This window comes from Paraburkholderia sp. 40 (genome assembly GCF_050434105.1).
GTDB classification, from domain to species: Bacteria; Pseudomonadota; Gammaproteobacteria; order Burkholderiales; family Burkholderiaceae; genus Paraburkholderia; species Paraburkholderia tuberum.
Window position 1 is genome coordinate 57,330 of sequence record NZ_JBNPVY010000004.1, and the last position, 21,770, is coordinate 79,099.

The 21,770-nt window shown below is 62.2% G+C and carries 17 protein-coding genes and 2 pseudogenes; 10 read left to right on the top strand and 9 right to left on the bottom strand.

Annotated elements, in window-relative coordinates; genetic code table 11:
- Window positions 1-668: 668 nt before the first annotated feature.
- The 3 genes and pseudogenes from OKW28_RS21995 to OKW28_RS22005 form a co-directional block, all read left to right on the top strand.
- The gene (locus OKW28_RS21995) at window positions 669-1,661 is read left to right on the top strand and encodes a GlxA family transcriptional regulator (protein WP_429448926.1); all 993 of its coding nucleotides are present in this window, start codon (window positions 669-671) and stop codon (window positions 1,659-1,661) included.
- A gap of 116 nt (window positions 1,662-1,777) precedes the next feature.
- Window positions 1,778-2,329 (top strand): dTDP-4-dehydrorhamnose 3,5-epimerase, encoded by a 552-nt coding sequence (gene rfbC, locus OKW28_RS22000; RefSeq protein ID WP_429448928.1) that lies wholly within the window; start codon window positions 1,778-1,780, stop codon window positions 2,327-2,329.
- A 306-nt stretch (window positions 2,330-2,635) separates the two neighbouring features.
- Window positions 2,636-2,893: pseudogene (locus OKW28_RS22005) on the top strand (GNAT family N-acetyltransferase); the annotation flags it as partial.
- 249 nt (window positions 2,894-3,142) lie between these two features.
- On the opposite strand, the gene OKW28_RS22010 reads toward OKW28_RS22005, so the two are convergent.
- Window positions 3,143-3,304 (bottom strand): DUF1328 domain-containing protein, encoded by a 162-nt coding sequence (locus tag OKW28_RS22010; RefSeq protein ID WP_013089029.1) that lies wholly within the window; start codon window positions 3,302-3,304, stop codon window positions 3,143-3,145.
- Between the two features lie 262 nt (window positions 3,305-3,566).
- Between OKW28_RS22010 and bcsG the strand changes: the two are divergent.
- A pseudogene (bcsG, locus tag OKW28_RS22015) lies at window positions 3,567-4,375 on the top strand (cellulose biosynthesis protein BcsG); the annotation flags it as partial.
- On the opposite strand, the gene OKW28_RS22020 reads toward bcsG, so the two are convergent.
- Window positions 4,372-5,001 (bottom strand): LysE/ArgO family amino acid transporter, encoded by a 630-nt coding sequence (locus OKW28_RS22020; RefSeq protein ID WP_018418582.1) that lies wholly within the window; start codon window positions 4,999-5,001, stop codon window positions 4,372-4,374. The pseudogene bcsG and the gene OKW28_RS22020 sit on opposite strands and share 4 nt — an antisense overlap.
- 117 nt (window positions 5,002-5,118) lie before the next feature.
- Between OKW28_RS22020 and OKW28_RS22025 the strand changes: the two genes are divergently transcribed.
- On the top strand, window positions 5,119-6,012 hold the full coding sequence (locus OKW28_RS22025; protein ID WP_429448930.1) for a LysR family transcriptional regulator ArgP: 894 nt from the start codon (window positions 5,119-5,121) through the stop codon (window positions 6,010-6,012).
- Between the two features lie 37 nt (window positions 6,013-6,049).
- Here the strand turns inward: OKW28_RS22025 and OKW28_RS22030 are convergent, their stop codons facing one another.
- A complete protein-coding gene (locus tag OKW28_RS22030) occupies window positions 6,050-7,000 on the bottom strand; it encodes a LysR substrate-binding domain-containing protein (protein ID WP_429448932.1) in 951 nt (316 codons plus the stop codon).
- Between the two features lie 169 nt (window positions 7,001-7,169).
- On the opposite strand from OKW28_RS22030, the gene OKW28_RS22035 reads away from it, so the two are divergent.
- On the top strand, window positions 7,170-8,342 hold the full coding sequence (locus OKW28_RS22035) for a M20 aminoacylase family protein (RefSeq protein ID WP_429448934.1): 1,173 nt from the start codon (window positions 7,170-7,172) through the stop codon (window positions 8,340-8,342).
- A 60-nt stretch (window positions 8,343-8,402) separates the two neighbouring features.
- On the top strand, window positions 8,403-9,809 hold the full coding sequence (locus tag OKW28_RS22040) for an MFS transporter (RefSeq protein ID WP_429448936.1): 1,407 nt from the start codon (window positions 8,403-8,405) through the stop codon (window positions 9,807-9,809).
- Between the two features lie 85 nt (window positions 9,810-9,894).
- Here OKW28_RS22040 and OKW28_RS22045 read toward each other — a convergent pair whose 3' ends face one another.
- From OKW28_RS22045 to OKW28_RS22055, 3 genes are all read right to left on the bottom strand, one after another.
- On the bottom strand, window positions 9,895-10,896 hold the full coding sequence (locus OKW28_RS22045) for an NADP-dependent oxidoreductase (protein WP_429448938.1): 1,002 nt from the start codon (window positions 10,894-10,896) through the stop codon (window positions 9,895-9,897).
- A gap of 95 nt (window positions 10,897-10,991) precedes the next feature.
- Window positions 10,992-11,801, bottom strand: a complete 810-nt coding sequence (locus OKW28_RS22050; protein ID WP_184044334.1) for an oxidoreductase — start codon at window positions 11,799-11,801, stop codon at window positions 10,992-10,994.
- A gap of 109 nt (window positions 11,802-11,910) precedes the next feature.
- Window positions 11,911-12,519, bottom strand: coding sequence for a TetR/AcrR family transcriptional regulator (locus OKW28_RS22055; RefSeq protein WP_429448940.1), 609 nt, complete (start codon window positions 12,517-12,519; stop codon window positions 11,911-11,913).
- Between the two features lie 92 nt (window positions 12,520-12,611).
- Here OKW28_RS22055 and OKW28_RS22060 point away from each other — a divergent pair, with 92 nt between their 5' ends.
- Entirely contained in the window at window positions 12,612-14,057 is a 1,446-nt protein-coding gene (locus OKW28_RS22060) for a DEAD/DEAH box helicase (protein WP_429448942.1), read from the top strand.
- A gap of 450 nt (window positions 14,058-14,507) precedes the next feature.
- On the opposite strand, the gene OKW28_RS22065 is transcribed toward OKW28_RS22060, so the two are convergent.
- Genes OKW28_RS22065 through OKW28_RS22075 form a run of 3 tightly spaced genes read right to left on the bottom strand, consistent with a single transcriptional unit; the run spans window position 14,508 to window position 17,396 of the window.
- Window positions 14,508-15,512 (bottom strand): substrate-binding domain-containing protein, encoded by a 1,005-nt coding sequence (locus OKW28_RS22065; protein WP_184032708.1) that lies wholly within the window; start codon window positions 15,510-15,512, stop codon window positions 14,508-14,510.
- A 29-nt stretch (window positions 15,513-15,541) separates the two neighbouring features.
- A complete protein-coding gene (locus OKW28_RS22070) occupies window positions 15,542-16,582 on the bottom strand; it encodes an ABC transporter permease (RefSeq protein ID WP_429448945.1) in 1,041 nt (346 codons plus the stop codon).
- Window positions 16,575-17,396, bottom strand: a complete 822-nt coding sequence (locus OKW28_RS22075; protein ID WP_429454394.1) for an ATP-binding cassette domain-containing protein — start codon at window positions 17,394-17,396, stop codon at window positions 16,575-16,577. The genes OKW28_RS22070 and OKW28_RS22075 overlap by 8 nt, the downstream gene beginning before the upstream one ends.
- 519 nt (window positions 17,397-17,915) lie before the next feature.
- Here OKW28_RS22075 and OKW28_RS22080 point away from each other — a divergent pair.
- On the top strand, window positions 17,916-19,295 hold the full coding sequence (locus tag OKW28_RS22080) for an IS4 family transposase (protein WP_429443705.1): 1,380 nt from the start codon (window positions 17,916-17,918) through the stop codon (window positions 19,293-19,295).
- 50 nt (window positions 19,296-19,345) lie between these two features.
- A complete protein-coding gene (locus OKW28_RS22085) occupies window positions 19,346-21,613 on the top strand; it encodes a filamentous hemagglutinin N-terminal domain-containing protein (protein WP_429448947.1) in 2,268 nt (755 codons plus the stop codon).
- Window positions 21,614-21,770: the final 157 nt, after the last annotated feature.

A 21,770-nucleotide genomic window follows, 5' to 3' on the forward strand; every position in this document is an offset into this window, starting at 1 on the left:
GCGCTTCGTCGCGTGTCCGCCACACATCATTGCTGCGCTGCATCCAATCATCTGAGGCTCGATCAATGCGGCGCATGCGCGCGTTTAAATCATACGAAAGAGGCCAGCGATGTTTCAAAATAGAAACATTTTTAGAACCCCCGATAAATCAGCATTTGGATATTAATTTGTGGTGCGGAGCGAATGCCACGGAAATGCCTAATGCCGCGGGCAATAAATTTACGCTTTGCGAATAAAGCACCGAATTGCCCGGACATAATAGGGCGATAAGCAGTTCACAATTGAAACATTTTTGAACTGCGCAAGAAACGTACTCGGGAACGCGCAATGGCCGGGCTTCGCATTATCGGCAACTTTGTCAGAATGCGCGAGAGTGCCGTCCATCAAGGCTTTGCGGTAAGATCTCCTCAAGCTCTTCGCGCGGCTTGCATAGTTGCCCGGCGTGTCGCGCGCTCATATCAATCGCTCAATAACCGCTTTTCCTCAGACATGGGCTGTCGTGATGAAATTTGTTTTTCAAATTTACTATAGCGATCCATTCCGCTAACATCACGCTTAATCCTTTATGCGGCGAGAGTCTGTTTTTCCGCCGTAATAACGCATTCTCTCGTTCCGTCTGATGGCGGGGCAAATCGGGGTCCGCAACGTATGACCGTTTGGGGAAGATCATGCCGCACATGCACCTTGATACAACAAGAATTACGTGGCTACACACGCCCACTTTGAACGTCCGTACTGCAGCGCGGCGAATCGGCATTCTGCTGTTCGACGGCTTCTGGCTGCTCGGCCCCGGTACCGTCGTGGAAATGTTCCAGACCGCCAACGAGTTCGCGGGCACGCGAGCGGGCGAAGATCCGCCCTACGAAGTGCAGTTCCTCTCGATGGACGGCGGCAATGTCGCCAGTTCGTCGTTGGCGCGCATCTGGACTGACCGCATCGACACGCGCTTTGGCGGCGGTTTCGACGTGCTGTTCATCGCTGGCGGCTACGGCGCCCACGTGGCCGCGCGCGACGAACGGCTGCTGAACTGGCTGCGCGCCGTGCAATCGCGCACACGCGCGATCGAAACGATCGGCGAGGGGCGCCTCGTGCTCGAAGCGGCCGGCCCGACCGAGCATGACGGCCTGATGAGCCGCTATCCGGGCGCGAGCGCCAGCGAAGGCGCGTTCAGCGCGGCCAACGACCGTCACGACTGCGCCCGCAGCGCGCTGATGTTCATCAAGCGCGACCTGGGCGCCGAGCTTGCGCGCAGCGTCGCCGATCGCGTGATGCCCGGCATGGCTGCGACGTGGGTGCCGCTGCCGGCCGAGGGCGGCACGCTGAGCGTCGCCGAAAAGATTCGCGCGGCCGCACGCTGGATGGAGGCCAACTGCGACCGTCCGGTCTCGGTCGCCGATGCGGCGCAGGTCGCCGCAATGAGCGAGCGCAATTTCCTGCGCCGTTTCAAGCACGAGATGCAGATCACGCCGTCGGACTACCTGCTGCAGGTGCGGCTGCGTATCGCGTGCAACTTCCTGACCGAGACCGAATTGCCGGTCGACAAGATCGCGCGTCGCAGCGGCACCGGCAACGGCGATCGTCTCGCGAAAATTTTCCGCAAGCGTATGGCTTTGTCGCCAACCGAGTATCGCGCTCGCAGCCGGGCGGCCACTGAGGCGTAGCATGTATCCTTAGCATGCGATAGGGCGCCCGCGTTGCGGGCGCGCCTCGTCTGTCGGACGCGGTCGCGAGAGCGGCCGTAGGTTCGCTGGCCAGCTTTTTTACGAGCACAGTGGCGATGGGCAACAGGGTCATGGCGACGGTATTGCCGGAGGTGAAACTCATCGAGCCGGAAGTGTTCATTGACGAGTTCGGCTTCTGCTTCGAGAGTTTCAGCGCGGACGAGTTTTCGGACGACGTCGCGCAGGGTTTCAACTTCGTGCAGGACCGCCATCTGCGCGCCGTGCATGGCGTGCTGCGCGGCTTGCACTACCAGGTGCAGCGTCCCCAGGGGCGGCTGCTGCGCGTCGTGCGCGGCGAGATCTTCGACGTCGCGGTCGACGTGCGCCTGAACTCACCGAACTTCGGCAAATGGAACGGCGAGTATCTGAGCGAAGCCAACCAGCGGCAGATCTGGGTGCCGCCCGGTTTCGCGCACGGCTTCGTCGTGCTGTCCGATGTCGCCGAATGCATGTGGAAGACCACCGAGTACTGGTTCCCCGAGCTCGAGCGCTGCCTGCTGTGGTCCGATCCCGACATCGGCATCCAGTGGCCGATCGACTTTCAGCCGATCCTCGGCAGCAAGGATGCGGCGGGCCGTCGTCTGTACGAGGCCGAAAACATCTCGTGAACGACGGCTGATCGGCCTGAGTATTTGCGACATTTTTTCTCGAGACGCTCACGGGCCAACCCTACACTTCGGGCATCCAGTCAGTACGAGGTGCTCAACGTGAAGCGTCGCGCAAGCCATCCGCAATCCGTTCCGGTCCGCTATGTGTGTCGTGGCGCCGGCCACGTCGAACTCAGGCGCCTCGACGCGCCGCGCGATTCGTTCGTCGCATTGACGGCGCTGCTGCATCGCGCGTTTGCGCCGCTCGGCGCGCAGGGGCTCAACTGCACGTGCGTGGATCAAACCATCGAGACGACCCGCGAGCGCGTGCTGCGTGGCGATTGCCATGTCTCCGTGTATGAAGGACACATCGTCGGCACGATGACGCTTTATGCTTCGGATGGCGAAGCATCGTGCGAGCTATACCGGCACGGCGATGTCGCGAGCCTGCCTCAGTTCGCGGTCGATCCCGCATGGCAGGGGCGCGGCATCGGCACGTTACTGATCGCGTTCGCCGAACATTGGGCCGCGATGCGTGGCTATGCGCAACTCGCACTCGATACGCCGCAACCGGCCACGCAGCAGATCGCGTTCCATGACGCCGCAGATCGCGTATGCGGCCTGAAGCGATGCCGCATACGCCTCCGGCATACGGAGAAAGGAAGCGGAAGGAAAGCGGAGTTGAAGCGCCCGATGCTTCGGCAACTATTGCAATCTGCTGCGGCAAGTATTGCAACGGCGACAGCGGCCGCGCAATCCTCAACGCGGTACCCACGCAGCGTGGCCGGTTCGCATCGGGCGAGGCGTGAATTCACCGAACGCTGTATGCAGCCGTCAGCGTCGGATCACGCCCATCAGCAGGGTGACGAGGAAGATCACCAGGAAGATGAAGAACAACACCTTGGCGATTTCGGTTGCGCCTGCGGCAATGCCTCCAAAGCCGAACACTGCGGCGATGATGGCGATGATGAAGAAAATCACAGCGTATCGAAGCATGGTGCCTCCACCGGTGGATTGTTGAAACGACGTTTGAACGGCGCCCCGTTGCGTACGTCACGCGGCTTCACGGGTGAGATGCCGGCGAGCGGAATTCAGCAATAGATGTGCCATCGCTTGATTGCCGCCGACGTTCCAGCGATTCACGATCAGATAGCCGACGAGCGCCGCCCGCCAAGCGCAGCGGTCCGCTGCGCGGGTTGTTCGCGCTGCGGCATTCGTACGCCGGCATCGTCGCGACATTGCGTGCGGAAAGCGCGTTCTCGATGTCGCGAAGGCGCGCAATCATCCGCTGCTCTCGCACTTCAACTATCTGTTCACGAACTTCAGCACCGCGGCCAGCTATAGCGGGCCCGCCGCGATTCGTGTGCTGCGCGCGAGCTGTGGCCAGCAGGCGCACGCGGACCTGTACAGGAACGCGCCACCGCAGTGCTAGCTGCTCGCCGATCTCGCGCAGCCGGCTACACCCCGCAGACGATGCTGAACCACGACGGTCACTTCGACAACTTCCTGGAACTGATCCGCGACAACGCCAGCGTAACGAACGTACCGCTGATTCCGAACACGAGCGTGCCGGTCGCGATGCATGCGTTCGACGGCTCGCCGATCCGCGACGACTACGAGACGCTGGCCGCCTGGTATGCGCAGCGCGCGAGCATCGCGGGCCCGGTCGCGCTGTACTACAACACGATCAGCCTGCACGACGGCAACCGGTTGCCGAACAGCAGCCTGTCGAGTATCGATTCGTATCCACTGCGGGTGAACAAGCTGATGAGCGACTTCGACCGCTTCGCCGATCTGATCGCGTCGTCGGGGCGGCGCGCGGTGATCGTGTTCGTGCCCGAACACGGCGCGGCGCTGCGCGGCGACACGAATCAGGTCGCGGGCCTGCGCGAGATTCCGACGCCGCGCATCGTGCATGGGCCGGTCGGCGTGCGCGTCGTCGGTTTCCAGGGCAGTCATGGGCCAACCACGGTGCTCGACAATCCGTCGAGCTTCCTCGCGGTGGCGCAGTTGCTGTCGAACCTCGTGTCGAACAGCCCGTTCAAGCCGGGCGCGTCGAACGCTCAACGCAATTGCGTGAACGCGAGCAGCAACACCATGCTGCCGATCGCGCCATCCAGCACGCGCCACGCGGTTGCGCGGCGAAACAGCGGCGCGAGCATGCGAGCGCCATAGCCGAGCGCGACGAACCACACCGCGCTGACCGTCATCGCGCCGAGCGCGAAGGCGACCCGCGCGCCTTCCGGTTCACGCGCGCCGGCCGTGCCGATCAACAGGAATGTGTCCAGATAGACGTGCGGATTGAGCCACGTGAACGCAAGCGTCATCAGGATGATCGGCAGCGCGCGTTGCGCAGGCGGCGCTTGATCGCGGGATGCGCCGGCCGAGCCATCGAGCACCGCGTGTCCGGGCCGCACCGCGCGGCGCAGCGCGCTGATGCCGAACCAGGCGAGATACGCGAGCCCAACATAGAGCATCGCGTGCACGAAGCGCGGGAAACGCTCCATCAGCACCGCGGCGCCGCCGACACCCGCGCCGATCAGAATGAAATCGGACAACGTACACAACAGCACGATCTTGCCGACATGCGAGCGCATGATGCCCTGCCGCAGCACGAACGCGTTCTGCGCGCCGATCGTGACGATCAGCGACGCGCACAGCGCCGCGCCATGGGAAAAAGACAACCAGTTCATAGATGATCCGGGAAAAGGAAAGCAGCCGGGATAGACGGGAAAATTCAACAGCGCTAGTCTGCGGGTTGGCATCTCATAAGAGAAGCTAATTTGCTTAATGCCGATTAAGGAACGCTAATGCTCGACTACGCCTTGCTCGACGCACTGGCCGCCGTGGTCCGCCACGGCTCGTTCGACCGTGCCGCGAGCGAGCTCAATATCACGCCGTCCGCGGTGTCGCAGCGGGTCAAGCTGCTCGAGGAGCGCGTCGGCAGCGTGCTCGTGAAGCGCGGGCAGCCGTGCGTCGCGACCACCTCGGGCGCGCTGCTATGCCGTCATACCGAACGCGTGCAACTGCTCGAAGCGGAGCTGAACGGCCGCCTGCCGGCACTGCCCGGCGCGCTCGTAGAGCAGTGGCCGGCACTGCGCGTCGCGGTTAACGACGACAGCGTCGGCACCTGGTTCATCGACGCGGTCGCGCCGTTCTGCGTCGAACGCGAGATGCTGCTCGACCTCGTGATCGACGACCAGGACTACACCGCGCAGCGCATTCGCGACGGCAGCGTGCAAGGCGCGATCACGACACAGGCCGAACCGGTGCAGGGCTGTCGCTCGACGCGGCTCGGCCGCATGCGATACCTGGCGGTGTGCTCGCCCGCGTTTTTCGCGCGCTATTTCGCCGACGGCGTCACGCGCGACAGCCTGCGGCGCACGCCGTGCGTCGACTTCAATCCGAAGGATCAGCTGCAAACGCGCTTCATGCGGCGCATTACGCGCGCGGAGCTCGATCCGCCGCTGCACTGGATTCCGCACGTCGCCGGTTTCTTGCGCGCGTGCGTGATGAGCCTCGGCTGGGGCATGTGCCCCGAGCGGATGATCGCCGGGCATTTGCAGCGCGGCGAACTGGTCGAGATCGCGCCGGGCAAGCATATCGACGTCGATCTGTACTGGCAGAGCTGGCGTCTGTCGATCGGCTGGCTCGACGATTTCAGCGCGATGCTCAGAAAGCGGGCGGGCGAGTTTCTCGATTGAGAACGCGGCGGTGCCACATGCAGAAATGCGGCAGCTGCTATAGCAACAGCTCGATCGAATGAAACAGGCGACGCTGTTCCGGGTCCTGCGAGCGCGCGCCTTCGTCGATCGTCTCGCGCAGGCAGTCGAGAAAGCACGCGGCCGCCGGGCTCGTGGGCGCGCCACGCCGCGACGTGATGCTGATGGTGGTTTCGTCCAGCGTTTCACGCAGCGGCAGCGCCCACAGGTTTTCCTTCGCGCGTATCACCTCGACGAGCGGCCACGGAAAGATGCTGACCATATCCGTGTGCGCGAGCAGGCCCAGCACGATCGCGAGCGAATGCGCGAGCACGATCGTGTGCGGCACCGGCATGCCGCGCTTGACGAACAGATTGTTCGACATCGACTCGCGGCTCGCCGGGTCCCAGTTCAGTATCCATTCCGCGTCTTGAAGGTCGAGCAGCGTGCGGCAACCGGCCTTCGGATGGTCGCGCCGCGCGACCACCGCCGCATGCGTCGAAAAGAGCGGCGCGTTCTGAAACTCCGACTGCGGCGACGCGGGCGGCGGCCGGCCGATCGAAAAATCGAGGCTGCCGTCGCGCAGACGCGGCTGCACGACCGCGAGCAGGCCTTCGAAAAATTCCAGTTGCACCTCCGGCATCCGCTCGCGAAAACGCCGCACGGCGGGCGGCAGAAAGGTCAGCGCGACCCACGGCGTGACGCCGATCGACAGCTTGCCGGCGGCGGCTCCGCGCAACGCCTCGATCTCGGCTTGCGCGCGCTGCAACTGGCCGAGCACGAGCCGCGCATGCACGACGAGCGCACGGCCGAACTCGGTGAACGCGACACCGCTCGCGCTGCGCACGACGAGCGGCGCGTGCAGATCGGCTTCGAGCTCGCGCATCGCCTTGGTCACGGCGGCCGGGGAAAGCCCCAGCGAGCGGGCGGCCGCCCGGATACTCCCGGTATCGGCGATCGCCGCCAAGGTATTGAGCTGATGCAGTTTCATTCGAATGAGAGGCGTGAAGGGGGCAACCAAGGGTTGGCACCGCAACGATTCTACGCCTGACGCCCGAATATCGGCGCCGCTATGCTGGGTTCACGCTGACAGGGGCGCAACCAGTTGCATGGGATCGGACCAAGCGCTGAAGCGCCAAGTCCGATCGACAGGAGACGGCATGAACACGATGGTCATTCCGGCGGGCATCGCCGAAGTCGAACAGGAAATGATCGCGCTGCGACGCAGCATCCACGCGCATCCGGAGCTGGCCTACGAGGAGTTCGCAACCGGCGATCTGGTCGCCGACCGCCTGCGGGAGTGGGGCTACAGCGTCCATCGCGGCTTGGGGCAGACCGGCGTGGTCGGGCAACTGAAGCTCGGCCACGGCACGCGCCGGCTCGGCCTGCGCGCTGACATGGACGCGCTGCCGATCCACGAAACCACTGGCCTGCCGTACGCGAGCAAGCTGCCCGGCAAGATGCACGCATGCGGTCACGACGGCCATACGACGATGCTGCTCGCCGCCGCCAGGCATCTGGCGCGCGAAAAAAGCTTCGACGGCACGCTGAATCTGATCTTCCAGCCGGCCGAGGAAGGGCTTGCCGGCGCGAAGAAAATGCTCGACGACGGCCTGTTCGAACAGTTTCCCTGCGACGCCGTGTTCGCGATGCACAACATGCCGGGCTTTCCCACCGGCAAGCTGGGCTTCATGCCGGGGTCGTTCATGGCGTCGTCGGATACGGTGATCATCAAGGTGATCGGCCGCGGCGGTCATGGCGCGGTGCCGCACAAGGCGGTCGATCCGGTCGTCGTGTGCGCGCAGATCGTGCTCGCGCTGCAGTCGATCGTGTCGCGCAACATCGCGCCGCTCGATATGTCGATCATCACGGTCGGCGCGATTCACGCGGGCGAAGCGCCGAACGTGATCCCCGAAACCGCCGAGATGCGCCTGTCGGTGCGCGCGCTGCGGCCCGAGGTGCGTGACCATCTGCAGCAGCGCATCACCGAGGTCGCGACCGGGCAGGCGGCCGTGTTCGGCGCGCGTGCCGAGGTCGACTATCAGCGTCGCTACCCGGTGCTCGTCAACGATGCGGCCATGACCGCGCTCGCGCGCCAGGTCGCGCTCGACTGGCTGGGCGTCGACGGGCTGATTGGCGACATGCAGCCGCTGACCGGCAGCGAGGACTTCGCGTTCCTGCTCGAACGCTGCGCGGGCAGCTATCTGATCATCGGCAATGGCGACGGCGAGGGCGGCTGCATGGTCCACAACCCCGGCTACGACTTCAACGACGCTTGCCTCGCGACCGGCGCGGCCTACTGGGTCAAGCTCGCGCAGACGTTCCTCGTTTGACGCGGCGGCGGCGCGCGAGCGCCTTGCCGTAGCAGCCACAAGATAATGACGGAGACACAGATGGACTATTCCGCGACACCGCGGCCCGCGAGCGCCAATGCGCTCGATGCGCTCGATGCGCAGCGCCTCGCCGATGAACCTCAAAAGCGCGTCGGCCACGCGAAGGCGATCGCCGCGATCACGCTCGGCAACGGCCTCGAGTTTTTCGACTTCACGATTTACAGCTTCTTCGCGACGATCATCGGCAAGCTGTATTTCCCGGTCGAAGGTCAGCTCGTGCAGCTGATGCTCGCGGTCGGCACGTTCGGCGTCGGCTTCATCATGCGGCCGGTGGGCGGCATCGTGCTGGGGGGCTACGCGGACCGCGCCGGACGCAAGGCCGCGATGAGCCTGACGCTGTGGCTGATGACGCTCGGTTCCGCGATCATCGCGTTCGCGCCGACCTATGCGGCGATCGGCGTCGCGGCGCCGCTGCTCGTGATTCTCGCGCGGCTGATCCAGGGTTTCGCGCTGGGCGGCGAGGTGGGCGCGTCGACGGCGCTGCTGCTCGAATATGGCAGCGATCGCACGCGCGGCTTCTACGGCAGCTGGCAGTTCGTGAGCCAGGGGATGAACACGGTGGTGGGCTCGCTCCTCGGCGTTGCCCTGGCCGCGACGCTGTCGCCGGCCGCACTCGAAAGCTGGGGCTGGCGCGTGCCGTTCGTGATCGGCATGGCGATGGGGCCGATTGGCATCTATATCCGGCGGCATCTCGACGAGACGCTGCCGGGTGTTGAAGATGGCACGGCAGCGTCTGGCGGCGCTGTTGCGCAGGCTGCTTCGGATACCGTTGCGAAGCCCGCTGCGCAAGTTCAGTCGTTACCTGTCCGCGACCTGTTCCGCGACCACGCGCGCTCGATCACGACCGGCGTGCTGACGACGATCGGCGGCACCGCGGCGAACTACATCGTGCTGTTCTACCTGTCGACGTACGCGATCCGCATCCTGCATCTGCCGATGGCGACCGCGCTGTGGGCCGCGTGGACCGGCGCGGTGGTCACGGTGATCTGCTCGCCGTTCGCGGGCGCGCTGTCGGATCGGGTCGGCCGCAAGCGCGTGCTGTGGGTATCGCGCGTGCTGCTGATTCTCGCCGTCTACCCGGCCTTCATGACGATCAACGCGTCGTCGACGGTGCCGGTGCTGCTTGCGGTGGTCGCGGGCCTCGCGCTGCTCGTCACGTTCACCGCGGTGCCCAATATCGTGATGCTGCCCGAGCTGTTTCCGCGCGCGATCCGCGCGACCGGCATGTCGATCGTGTACTGCCTCGGCGTGTCGGTCTTCGGCGGCTTCGCGCAGTTTTTCGCGACCTGGCTGATCCAGATTTCGGGCAGCAATCTCGCGCCGGCGTGGTATCTGATCGGTTGCAGCGTCGTGTCGTTGCTGCCGTTGCCGTTCATGCGAGAGACCGCGGGTAGGGCGATCGATTGACGTGATGGCGATCGGGGTCCGCTGAAAAAAGAGGCGCGATCTTTTCGATCGCGCCTCTTTTGCCATTTGCCCTGCTTCACGCTGACTATCGGATCTTGATGACAACCTTACCCTTTGTACGTCCGGTTTCGACATAAGCCAAAGCCTCCTGGGTCGACTCAAACGGAAAGACCCGATCGACGACGGGTCGTATCGCTCGTGCGTCGATCAGTGCGGCAATCCGGCTGAGCTGTTCGCCGCTGGCCCGCATAAAGAGAAATGTATAGCTGACATCATGACGTTTCGCGGCCTTCCTGATGCGATAACTCAGAAAGCGCATCACCGTTTTCAGGAACCACGACGCACCGATCTCTTTCGCAAATTCGGCATCAGGCGGACCGGCGATCCCGATGAGCTTGCCGCCGGCCTTGAGCACACGCAGCGACTTCTCGAGCGCATGGCCGCCTTGCGTATCCAGTACCAGGTCGTAGTCCTTCAGGATGGTCGCAAAGTCGTCTTTCCTGTAATCGATGACGATATCCGCACCGAGTTGCTTCACCAGTTCGATATTGCGCGCGCTCGCTGTTGTCGCGACGGTCGCGCCCACATGCTTCGCCAGTTGAATGGCGAAGCTGCCGACACCGCCCGAGCCGGCATGTATGAGCACTTTCTGCCCTTTCTTCAATTGCCCTTTTTCGATCAGCGCCTGCCAGGCGGTCAATCCAACCAGCGGGATTGAAGCCGCTTCCTCCATCGTGAGTGCTGTCGGCTTGAGGGCCACGCCATCCTCTTTGACCGCAATGAATTTCGCGAAAGTGCCGATGCGATCCTTGTGCGGGCGCGCGTAGACCTCGTCGCCGGGCTTGAATCGCCGCACGCGCGAGCCGACGCGCACGACAACCCCTGCCAGATCGTTGCCCAAAATCAGCGGCAAACGATAGGGCAAAATGAGCTTGAACTCTCCGTCTCTGATTTTGGCATCGAGCGGGTTCACGCCCGCGGCGTGGATCTGGATCAATACGTCGTCCTCGCGCGGCTCTGGAACCGGCATATCGCTGGATCGTAAGCCATTCTTGCGTCCATATCGATCGACGACGAATGCTTGCATCATGGTTCCTTGTCAGTTGCTCGTTAAGGCTGGTTGTTTCGCTGGCAATAACACGGATGCAGAGCCTTTGAACAGGGAGGAGACAGTCACGTCGTCTACGTTGCCAGCCGCAGATCTTTGCGGATACCGGCGTCCACCAGTCCAGCGGGCGCAAATCTGCGCAGCAATCGCAGACGGGCGGCGAGTCCGCCAGCGGTATAGCGGAGTTTCGGACGAGCCGCGATGGCGGCCTGCAGTACGGTTTCGGCCACGACCTCGGGACCGTCGGCGCCCTCGACCACTTCCTTCACTCGCTTGTCCACGGCCGAGCGCACCTCGCGGTATTCGTCGAGAGGGGCGTCGGGCGCGATGAAGTTGGCGTCGAAAGGCGTCTTGATGTAGGCAGGTTCAATGACCGATACGCGGATGCCCAGCGTACGCAACTCATGGTCGAGCGACTCCGAATAACCTTCCACCGCGTGCTTGGTGGCGGAATACAGCGCCATATAGGGCATTGGCAGAAAACCGAGCACGGAACCGATGTTGATGATGCGGCCGCTGCGTTGTCGCCGCATATGAGGCACGACAGCACGCGTCATGCGGATGATCCCGAAGAAGTTCGTATCGAAGATCGTGCGTGCCTGGTCGATCGAACTCTCTTCCGCGGCGGCAGGGGCGACGCCGAAACCGGCATTGTTCACCAGCAGGTCGATGCGGCCCTGCAGGCGCAGCACTTCGCTGACGGCGGCTGCAACGGATGCATCGCTGGTCACATCGAGCGGCAGCATGTCGAACGACTGTTGGCCGGCTCGTTGGCCGCGCCGGCTGGTGCCGTAGACCTTGTATCCGGCCTTCGCAAGCCGCTTTGCCGTGGCTTCGCCGATTCCTGACGAGGCGCCCGTCACGAGCGCTATTTTGGTTTGCATGATGTTCTTCCCAAGATGTCTTTGCGTGGTTGGTTGAGCATTCGTTTCACTCGAATATGATGACAGTCATATTTGCGGTCCAACGAAAACCGGCACAGTGCCGGCGTTTTTACGTATCAGTCGGTGCGAGTTTTTTCAATGCCGCTTCAAGAAAACTCTCCGATAGTTTGGGGTCGTCGACGGCACGCGCCATCACCATCGTGCCAACCATTGTGGCGACCATCAAAAGCGCCTGTTCGTGCGCGCCTGGCTGACCCCAATCGGGCAATTGGCGCGCAACGACATCGATCATCTCCTTGATGCGGCGGGTGGCCGCGCGCCGTACGGCCGGCGCCTGGCGCGGCATCTCCGAGCCGAGGGCAGAGATCGGGCAACCTTTCTCGATGCTCTCGCAATGCTCCCTCGACAGATAGGCGCGCATCATCGCCGGCAACGCCTGTTCCGGCGGCACGGACGCGGCGATACGCTCCGACAGCGCCACGGATTCAGCTCCGGCGCGGTCAGCGGCTTCGGCAAGCAGCACCTCGCGCGACGGGAAATGGGCATAGAAGCCGCCATGCGTCAGACCCGCCTCCTTCATGATGTCAGCCACGCCCGTGCCGTCGTAGCCGCTGCGCCGAATTGCGCGTGCGGCGACCTCGACGATGCGCTCATGCGTGATTTCCTTGCGGCTGGCTGGCTTCCGGGTAATTGGTGAATTTTTCATGATGATCATCATATATCATTCCGGGGGGATTTGCAGGGGCCATCCAGAGACCGACGGTTCAGGCGGTAACCGCTAGAATTGCGGCTTTAGCCCGGAATACGCCAATGTCTTTTGCCTCGCTTGGCCTGATCGATCCCTTGCTGCGCAATGTGCAGGACCTCAATTACCAGACACCTACGCCGGTGCAGGCCAAGGCGATTCCTGCTGTGCTCAGTGGCAAGGACGTCATGGCTGCGGCACAGACCGGCACTGGCAAAACGGCGGGTTTTGCGCTGCCGCTGTTGCAACGGCTGGTGCAACACGGCCCGGCGGTGTCCAGCAACCGCGCGTGTGTTCTGGTGCTGGTGCCCACGCGTGAACTGGCCGAACAAGTGCTGCAAAGCTTTATCGATTACGGCAAAGGCCTCGACTTACGATTTCTGGCCGCCTACGGCGGTGTGAGTATCAACCCGCAGATGATGAAGTTGCGCAAAGGCGTGGATGTGCTCGTCGCCACGCCGGGCCGTTTGCTAGATCTCCATCGCCAGAACGCAGTGCAGTTTGATCAGGTACAAACGCTGGTGCTGGATGAAGCCGACCGGATGCTGGATCTGGGCTTTGCGCGCGAACTCAACGCCGTCTTTGCTGCCTTGCCCGCTCAGCGCCAGACCCTGCTGTTCTCTGCCACGTTTACCGATGATATCCGCGCCATGGCGGCGGGCATTCTGCGCGGCCCGGTCAATATCAGCGTCAGCCCGCCCAATGCCACGGCCAGCAAGATCAAGCAGTGGGTGGTGCCGGTGGATAAAAAGAACAAGCCCGACCTCTTCATGCACCTTGTGGCTGAGAACGACTGGAAGCACGCGCTGGTGTTCGTCAAAACCCGCAATGGCGTGGATTACCTGGCGGCCATGCTGGATGAAGCGGGCTATGCAGTCGACACCATCCACGGCGACAAACCGCAACCCGCGCGCCTGCGTGCGCTGGAGCGCTTCAAGACGGGCGAAGTACATATGCTGGTAGCCACCGATGTGGCTGCGCGCGGGCTGGATATCGACGACCTGCCGCTGGTGATCAACGTTGATCTGCCGATCGTGGCGCAAGACTATGTGCACCGTATTGGCCGTACCGGCCGAGCGGGCGCTAGCGGCGTGGCGGTGTCCCTTGTGTGCGCCGATGAAGCCCCGCAACTGGCCGCGATTGAAGCGCTGATCCGGCAAACGCTGCCCCGTGAAGAAGAGCCGGGTTTTGAAGCCGAACACCGCGTGCCGCAAACTAGCGCGACGGGCCAGATCATCAAGAAACCCAAAAAGCCTAAGAAGCCCAAAGTGCCGCAAGCTGCGCCGGGCGCCATGCAGGTGCTCAGCAAAAAACCGCGCCCGCAAAGTGGCGAAAACAAACGCAAGCCTGCAGCGCAACGCGCTGTGGCCGCGGGTAAAGGCACGAGCTTGTCCAGCGGTAGCCCATTCAGCGTGCAAAAGCCACGCAGCAAACCCGCCAGCAAGCCAGCTGCGGGTTCACGTAAGCCGGCTGACAAACCCGCTGGTGGTCGCGCCAAACGCCAACCCTGATCCGTGCGGTTGAGTAACGCCAGCCCTGGAACAGGCTGGCGGTTTGGGGCCCACTGGCAGACAGCGGCGCGGCCTCGGCGTGCATCGGGTCGGCGGACTCGTCAAAGTATCCAAGCCTAAATAACGGCCCGGAGATCGAAACCCGACCATTTGTTTCCGGGCCGGCTCCATGCGTCGCCGCATATCCCGACACAGCAATCTGCGCTCTTGGCCCACCGATGGATCAACTCGATCGGACTTGACAATACGGAGCACGGCACGCACGTGACCACTTCGGCCGAAAGACTTACCGCAGAAGGCTCTGAGAATTGTTCAGACTCGACATCCTGGCACGTGATCCTTTCCCATCGAATCGGAATAAAGTTCGATGAGAAAGGAGAACCAGTCGCTAAATCATTTGCGTAGGGCGGACGGCGACACACACGCCATTCCATCTCACATCATCCGACCTTAGCGGATTCCGCGTTTGATCAACGGAATGAGCGAGTCGATCGTCGCAGGTGTTTGGACACCTGCGCCGGTGTTGATGGTCAGTCCCGCGAAATGATAAGCAGCCGAGAGCACGCATTGCGTGACCGGCAGGAAGCCTTGCAGATAAAGTTGCTGGTCGAGCGTCGCGGTGATGTATTTGCTCTGCAGCCCCGAAATCGTGGCCGGTGCCAGATCGATGCCACCAATGATGATTTGCCCCGGCTTCTTGCCGGCCTGCTGGAGCGCCTGCGGAATGAACCCGGTTACACCGCCGTGCTGAGTTCCAATCGCCTTCAGATTAGGGTGCGCCTGGATAAAGGCGACCAGGATCGGCACGGCGAGCGATGAATCGGAATCCACCTGAGGTGAGATATTGAGCCTGGTCACCTTTACGCCGGCCTTCTCCAGCGTTTCGGCAAGGCCACGGTCAGACTGACTGCGCACACTCTCGTTGAACACACCGTATTCGAGCGCCTCGTCGCCCTTCTTGATCCCAGCGTTGAGCATCGCCTGCGCGGTGATCTGCCCGCCTACGTAGAGTTCGACGCCGGCGTAGCCGAAGCCCTTCGCGTCGTAAAGTTTCTGGTTCTCGGGTAGCGGCGTGTTGCCGACGGTAACGATGATGCCCTGGTCTACCGCCTGCTTGATCAGTGGCGCGAAGGCTGGATCGCCCGGATGGCCCATGATGCCGATGCACGTCGGATGCGCCGCCATCGCCTGGCGAAACTGCGCAAGCATTGTCTCTGGGCTCCAGGCCGAGAACTGCTCGATCACCTTGATGCCTAAGGCATGCCCCGCGTCCGCAGCCCCGGTCTGACGTGGCAGCGTCGCGCCGTCGCCAGGGTTTCCGCCCATCTGCATATACATTGTCATACCGGCGCCGAGCGGCCCCGTCGTGGTCGGCTCAGTGGCACCGGCCATCTGCGCGAGGCCAAACGCGAGAATACTCGCCCCCAGGAGGGATCCCGTCATGATCTTGATCATTTCTGCTCCTTTCTCCTGATTTAACGGCTTTATCGCCCCCCAAACCTGAATCTTTCGCGCAACACGCGCAGCTTGGCGGGATTCTCTACCAACAGATGCAGCGTCACAGCGACGATGAACACCACCCCTTCGATCGCCTGTACCCAGAAGCCGGCGATACCTGTCGCAACGATTCCGGCCTCCAGCATGCCTATCACGAAAGTGCCGAAGAAGGTACCCACGATCGTCGCCGTGCCACCAAACACCGAGGTTCCGCCGATGAACACGCCGGCCAGCGCCGGCAGCAGATAGCCCTGCCCCTGGGTTGAAAAATAGTTCAGATTCTCGAGCGTGAGCAGCACCGTGGCGAAACCGGCCAGCACACCCATCAGCGTGAACAATTTCACCGTCTCACGCACGACATTGATGCCCACGACCTTCGCCACGTTTCGGTTGTCTCCGATGAACAGCAGGTGCTCGCCAAAACGGTGACGATTGAGGATGAACCACATGAACACTGCGAGCCCGAGCGCCCAGAGCGATTGCATCGGGATCACACCGAACAACGTGCCCGCGAATACTGCATAGGCTGAACCGTTGGCGAGCTCCTGGAGCGCATTGGAGAGCCCGCCGGACAGGATCGAAGCAACACCAGCCCAGAGGAACTGCGTGCCGATTGTCACGATGATCGAAGGCACACCGACCACCGCGACCAGCACCCCGTTCACCACGCCGACCAGCGCGCCGCCAGCCAATGCCGCGATCACGGCTAGCGAGGCTGATCCCGTGGTGTTCACGCACCAGGCGAACAGAAAGCCCGAGAATGCCATCACGGAGGGGAAGGACAGATCAATTTCCCCCGCCGCAACCACCAGAGTGAGCCCGATCGCCAACACCGCCAGCGGTGGCACGGTGGTCAGGAAGGAGAAGTAGATTGGCCAGCCTAAAAAGACGCGCGGTGCGGTTGCCATGAACAGGCCGACCACCAACGCGAACACGACCAGGCTCGGCATTCCCTCGATGCGTGCAAAACCCGGCAGGCGAAAACACACCAGCCGCGCCGGCTGTTCGTCTTTTATCGGATCACTCACGTCCTTGCCCCGCAGCCAGCGCCGGCCCGTGCCCGCTCTGCTGTAGCGAAATCAAGAACCGGGTGAGCTCCTCGAGGCTCATCTCACCCGACTTCATATCCGCGACGACCCGGCCACGATCGAGCACGACGAGCCGATCGGCGAGTTCGTGCACATGGGCGAGGTTATGTTCGATGTAGATGCAGGCGCGGCCGGACTCCTTGATCGACCGTACGAAGTCGAGAACCTTACGTACCTCGCTGATGGCAAGCGCAACCGTTGGTTCATCGAGAATGATCAGATCGCTGTCGAAATACATCGCCCGTCCGATCGCGATGCCCTGGCGCTCGCCACCGGAGAGTTTCGCAATCAGCGAATCCGCGTCGATCCCCACGCCGCGGAAACCGAGCTGGCGCTTCAAAATATCGTTGGCAATGCGCCGCTGTTCGGCAACTTTGATGAAGCCGAACCGGTTGGTGATCTGCCGGCCGACAAAAAAATTACGCCATAGCGGCTGCTTCTCGCCCAGCGATTTTTCCTGATAGACCGTCTCGAAGCGCAGTCGGTGCGCCTCGCGCACCGAAAAGCGGTTCCAGTCGACCTCCTCGTCCCGGATGAACAGCTTGCCCGTGCTCGGCCGCACGACACCAGTCAGTACCTTGATGAGCGTCGACTTGCCCGCGCCGTTATCACCGATCAGGCCGACGATCTCGTTCCGTCCAATGGCCAGATCGATGCCGGAAAGCGCCCGTATCTTGCCGTAGGACAGGCTGATACCTTGGGCGCGCACGATATGCTGATAGGCGCACGTACCGGGCGCTGCCTGGTTCGGCATCACGCCAGGCTCCAGCTCGAATGACCCACAGCGATGTTGTGAACGACGACAGCCATAGATCTTTCCCCTTTGCTTATCAATCGCCGCATCAACTTACATTGGAAATGTCCCTGAAATTTAGCAAGCCTTAGAGTCCAGTTCAAGAATCGCTTACGAGACCGCTTATATTTCATCGGGAAAATATTAGTCCTGGGCACTTGAACAACGCACAACCTAAGGGATAGAAGAAGCGCGTCAGAAGGGTCCCACAGGACGAGCGGCCACAAACGCCCGGTCAAAAAGGCGCAAAAAGCAGAGGTATCGGCATGCATCCGCCACTCCAGCGGCTATTCTTCAGACGCTACGACTAACGCGTTTCAGGCCGGCTCTGCGGGTCGTCGTCAGCCATTCCGCGCCCCACGCGGAAAGCTCAGGATTACCCATAAGTCGCTCGCGACTGTGCGATTGAAGGGCGATGGCTTGTAAACGGTGACGACCGATGTTAACTTTGATCCGGTTCGTGATCTGTGATGTCGGGCATTGTCGGACACATCTGACCTTGATGATTGGGCAAATGAAGAGTTTGGCGCCGCCGAGCTCGGCGACGCTCGCCTGACCAGACGGCTCGTGACGCTGGCACGCAAGCTTTCGTTGGGCCCACATTGCTCTTTTCCGCAGTCGTTCAATGGTTCGGAGCTGAAGGCGGCATATCGTTTTTTCGACAACCCGCACGTGGATGTCGATGGCGTGCTGGGTGGGCACATCGGTCAAACGCTGTGTCGTATGCAACAGGTGCCAGTCGTCCTTGCTGTTCAGGACACCACCGAGTTCAATTTGTCTCATCTGCGGGCAACCGAAGGTCTGGGATATGGCTCCGATCCACATGTGCGTGGTTTCCTGATACACAGTCTGCTTGCGCTCACGCCAGAGGGGCTGCCACTCGGGGTGATCGGGATGAAGACCTGGATACGCAGGCACGAGGAGTTGGGCAAGAAACATCTGCGTGGGCAACGAACCGTACAACAGAAAGAGAGCGCGAAATGGCTCGAAGGCATCGAGCAACTGGGCGTACTCAAGACGCACTGTCCGTGCACGCATGTCATCGGCGTGAGCGACCGTGAAGGCGATGTCTATGACGTGTTCCTGGCGCAGCGGCCTGCCGGTGTCGACTGGTTGGTGCGCGCGTCGTGGAACCGACGCGTTGCTCACCCCGATCGATATTTGTGGGAAACCGTGCTGGCCTCGCCAGTGCTTGGAGAGGCGCAACTGCAGGTGCCTGCACGCGAAAACCGCCAGGCACGCACCGCACGGCTGGTTGTGCGCTGCATGCCCGTACGCCTTCGTCCGCCGCAAAATCGTCGTCGCGAGAAGCTTCCCGAAATTGAAGTGTTTGCAATTCATGCACAGGAAACGAACTTAGACGAAGGAGCAGAGCCATTGGAATGGCTTCTACTGACTTCGGTGCCTACGCAAACACACGCAGAGGCCCTCGAGCGTCTTGCATGGTATGCGCGCCGATGGACGATTGAATCGTGGCATCGTGTGCTTAAAAGTGGCTGTCGCATTGAAGCCCGCCAATTTGGCAATCTCGATCGATTCGTCCGCGCCACCGCATTGTTCGCCGTCGTAAGCTGGAGGATCCTGTACTCCATGTTGCTTGCCAGGCTTGATGGCAACCTGCCATGCGAAGTATTGCTGCAGCCAATCGAGTGGCGAGCCCTCTACTGTCGTACGCATGGCAGTACCGAAATACCTGATAAACCGCCGTCACTCGCGCAGGTCATCTTGTGGATCGCCAGACTCGGCGGATATCTCGCTCGAAAGCATGATCGTCCACCTGGTCCTACCGTCATCTGGCGTGGATTTCTTGTCCTGCACGAAATCACGATGATGTACCGAATATTCAGGCAAAACGAATAGCACCATCACATTACTTGTGGGTAATCCTGAGACGCGGAAAGGGGGGGTGTATGTCATGTCCAGAACCACCTCGGCCCGCGCGACGCGCACTGCGTCGTCGGCAGTCAAACGCACGCCTGTGGCTCGTCATCGGCAGCGCGCTCACCGGACTGTCCTTTGCCCATGCGACGCTCGCGGCGGGCAAACTTCCACAGGGCGGCACTTACGTGGCCGGCACGGGCGCGATAGCAAGCCAGGGCAACGGCCTCGTGATCACGCAACCGGGTTCGACGCGCGGCGTGATCGAGTGGAACAGTTTTTCGATCGGCAGGAACAACAGCGTGACGTTCGACAACGGCTCGGGCGCGACGCTGAACCGCGTGACGGGCGGCTCGCCGTCCGCCATCTTCGGCAGGCTCAGTGCGACGGGCAGCCTGTATGTGATCAATCCGCAAGGCATCGTCGTGGGGCCATCGGGCGTGATCAGCACCGGTGGCCGTTTCGTCGCGTCAACGCTCGATGTCTGCAACGACGCGTTCATGCAGGGTGGTGGTTCCCTCACGCTGTCGGGCGACCGGGACGCAAGCGTGATCAACCTTGGCAAGGTCAGTTCGAGCGGCGGTGATGTGTTCCTGATCGCGCGGCGTGCCGTCATCAACGCGGGCACTATCACAGCGCCCAACGGTACGGCCGAACTGGCTGCAGGCGAACAGGTGTTGTTACAGGACTCGGGCAGCAGCAGACAGGTGTTCGTGCAGACGGGCAGTCAGGGCACCGCGGTCAACAGAGGGCACATAAAGGCCGCGCAGGTCAGCCTGCAAGCCGCCGACGGCAATGTCTACGCGCTCGCTGGCGGCGGCACGCGCATCCGCGCGACGGGTACCGCGAATCGTGATGGCCACGTATGGCTCGTCGCCGATGGCGGCCGTGTCAGTCAACTCGGCAAGATCTCCGCAAGCAACGCCGACGGCAGCGGCGGAACGGTCGACATGCAAGCGGCACAACTGGCCTTTGGCAAGCATGCAGCCGTTCACGCGGGCCAATGGGACCTTTTGACGCCCGCTTTCACGATCGATGATGCCGCCGCGCGCGCGTTGCAGCGCAGCCTGAACGCGGGCACGTCGGTCGATGTCACGACCACAGGCGCCAACGGCGCGACGGGCGACGTGGGCGTCGCGTCGAGCCTGCGCTGGCAGGGTCCCGCTTCGCTCACGCTTGCCGCATACCGCGATGTCTCAGTCGCGAGCGGCAGGACGATCGCGAACAACGGTGCGGGCAATCTGACCTTGCGCGCAGACGCCTCCGGCATCGACAACGGTGGCAGCGTGATCAACGGCGGCACTATCGACTGGTCGAAAAGTACCGGCATCGTCAGCGCGCTCTACGACATGAACGGCACCTACAGCCCCGGCACATTAGTCGGCAATCCATCGTGGACCGCCCCGGTTTACAGCGGCCTGGTCACGCAGATCACCGGCTATCGACTCGTCAATTCGGTAGCGGACTTTCAGGCGGTCGGCAACGACATGACTGGCAACTACGCACTCGGAAAAGATATCGAAGCGAACAACGCTGCGTTCACCACGCTGGGCACGACCGACTACACGATTAGCGCATTGTTCACCGGTCAATTCGACGGCATGTGGCATACCATTTCGAATCTTTCGCCGAACCTCGACGCTATCTTTGGCGATATCGGGCAAGGCGGCGTCGTGCGCGATTTGAAAGTCGACGCCCACCCGCCCGCCAATGACACAGGGTTCTACGGTGGAATCGGCCTCCTGGCGATCAATAGCCATGGCACGATCGTCAATACATTCGCCTCTGGCGCGAACAGCTGCGAATGCTTTTCCGCAACGCTATCAGGACTCGTTGGGTCGAACTACGGGCTGATCGAACGCTCTGGAAGCAGTGTTACGGTTCGGACCGGTGGCGAGGCGGCCGGACTCGTTTTCACCAACTATGGGAGGATCGACGAGTCGTATGCAACGGGCTCCGCTACAGGCTTTTATACGCATGGCGGTGGCGCCGGGCTAGTCCTGGAGAACTTCGGTTCCGTTACGCAGTCGTTTGCATCGGGCAGAGTCTCGAGCGGCAACGGGTTGGTCCAGGGAGGCATCTGCGCGGACTGTTCGGGTCTCGGCACCGACGTTTACTGGGATGTCCAGACAACCGGGCAACCGACGAGCGGCGGCAACCTTCCTGCGTCCAACGGGCTCACCACGGCCCAGATGAGCAACCCGGCGAGCTTCGTCGGCTGGGACTTCGGGCCGAACGGCGTGTGGGTCATCCCGACGGGCGCCAGGCATCCACTGCTGCGGTGGCAAGTGGAACATTAGCCTGGCGCGACGTTGGTGGAACTGTCCATCACGCAGACGACTTGAGACCGGAGTGGGTCGATCCGAGCCATCGGTCTCGGTGATCGCACGCGGGATGAGCGCATCGTTACGTGACATTCGGCAGTCCCATCGATCGTATCGCGTCAGCCACAGATCA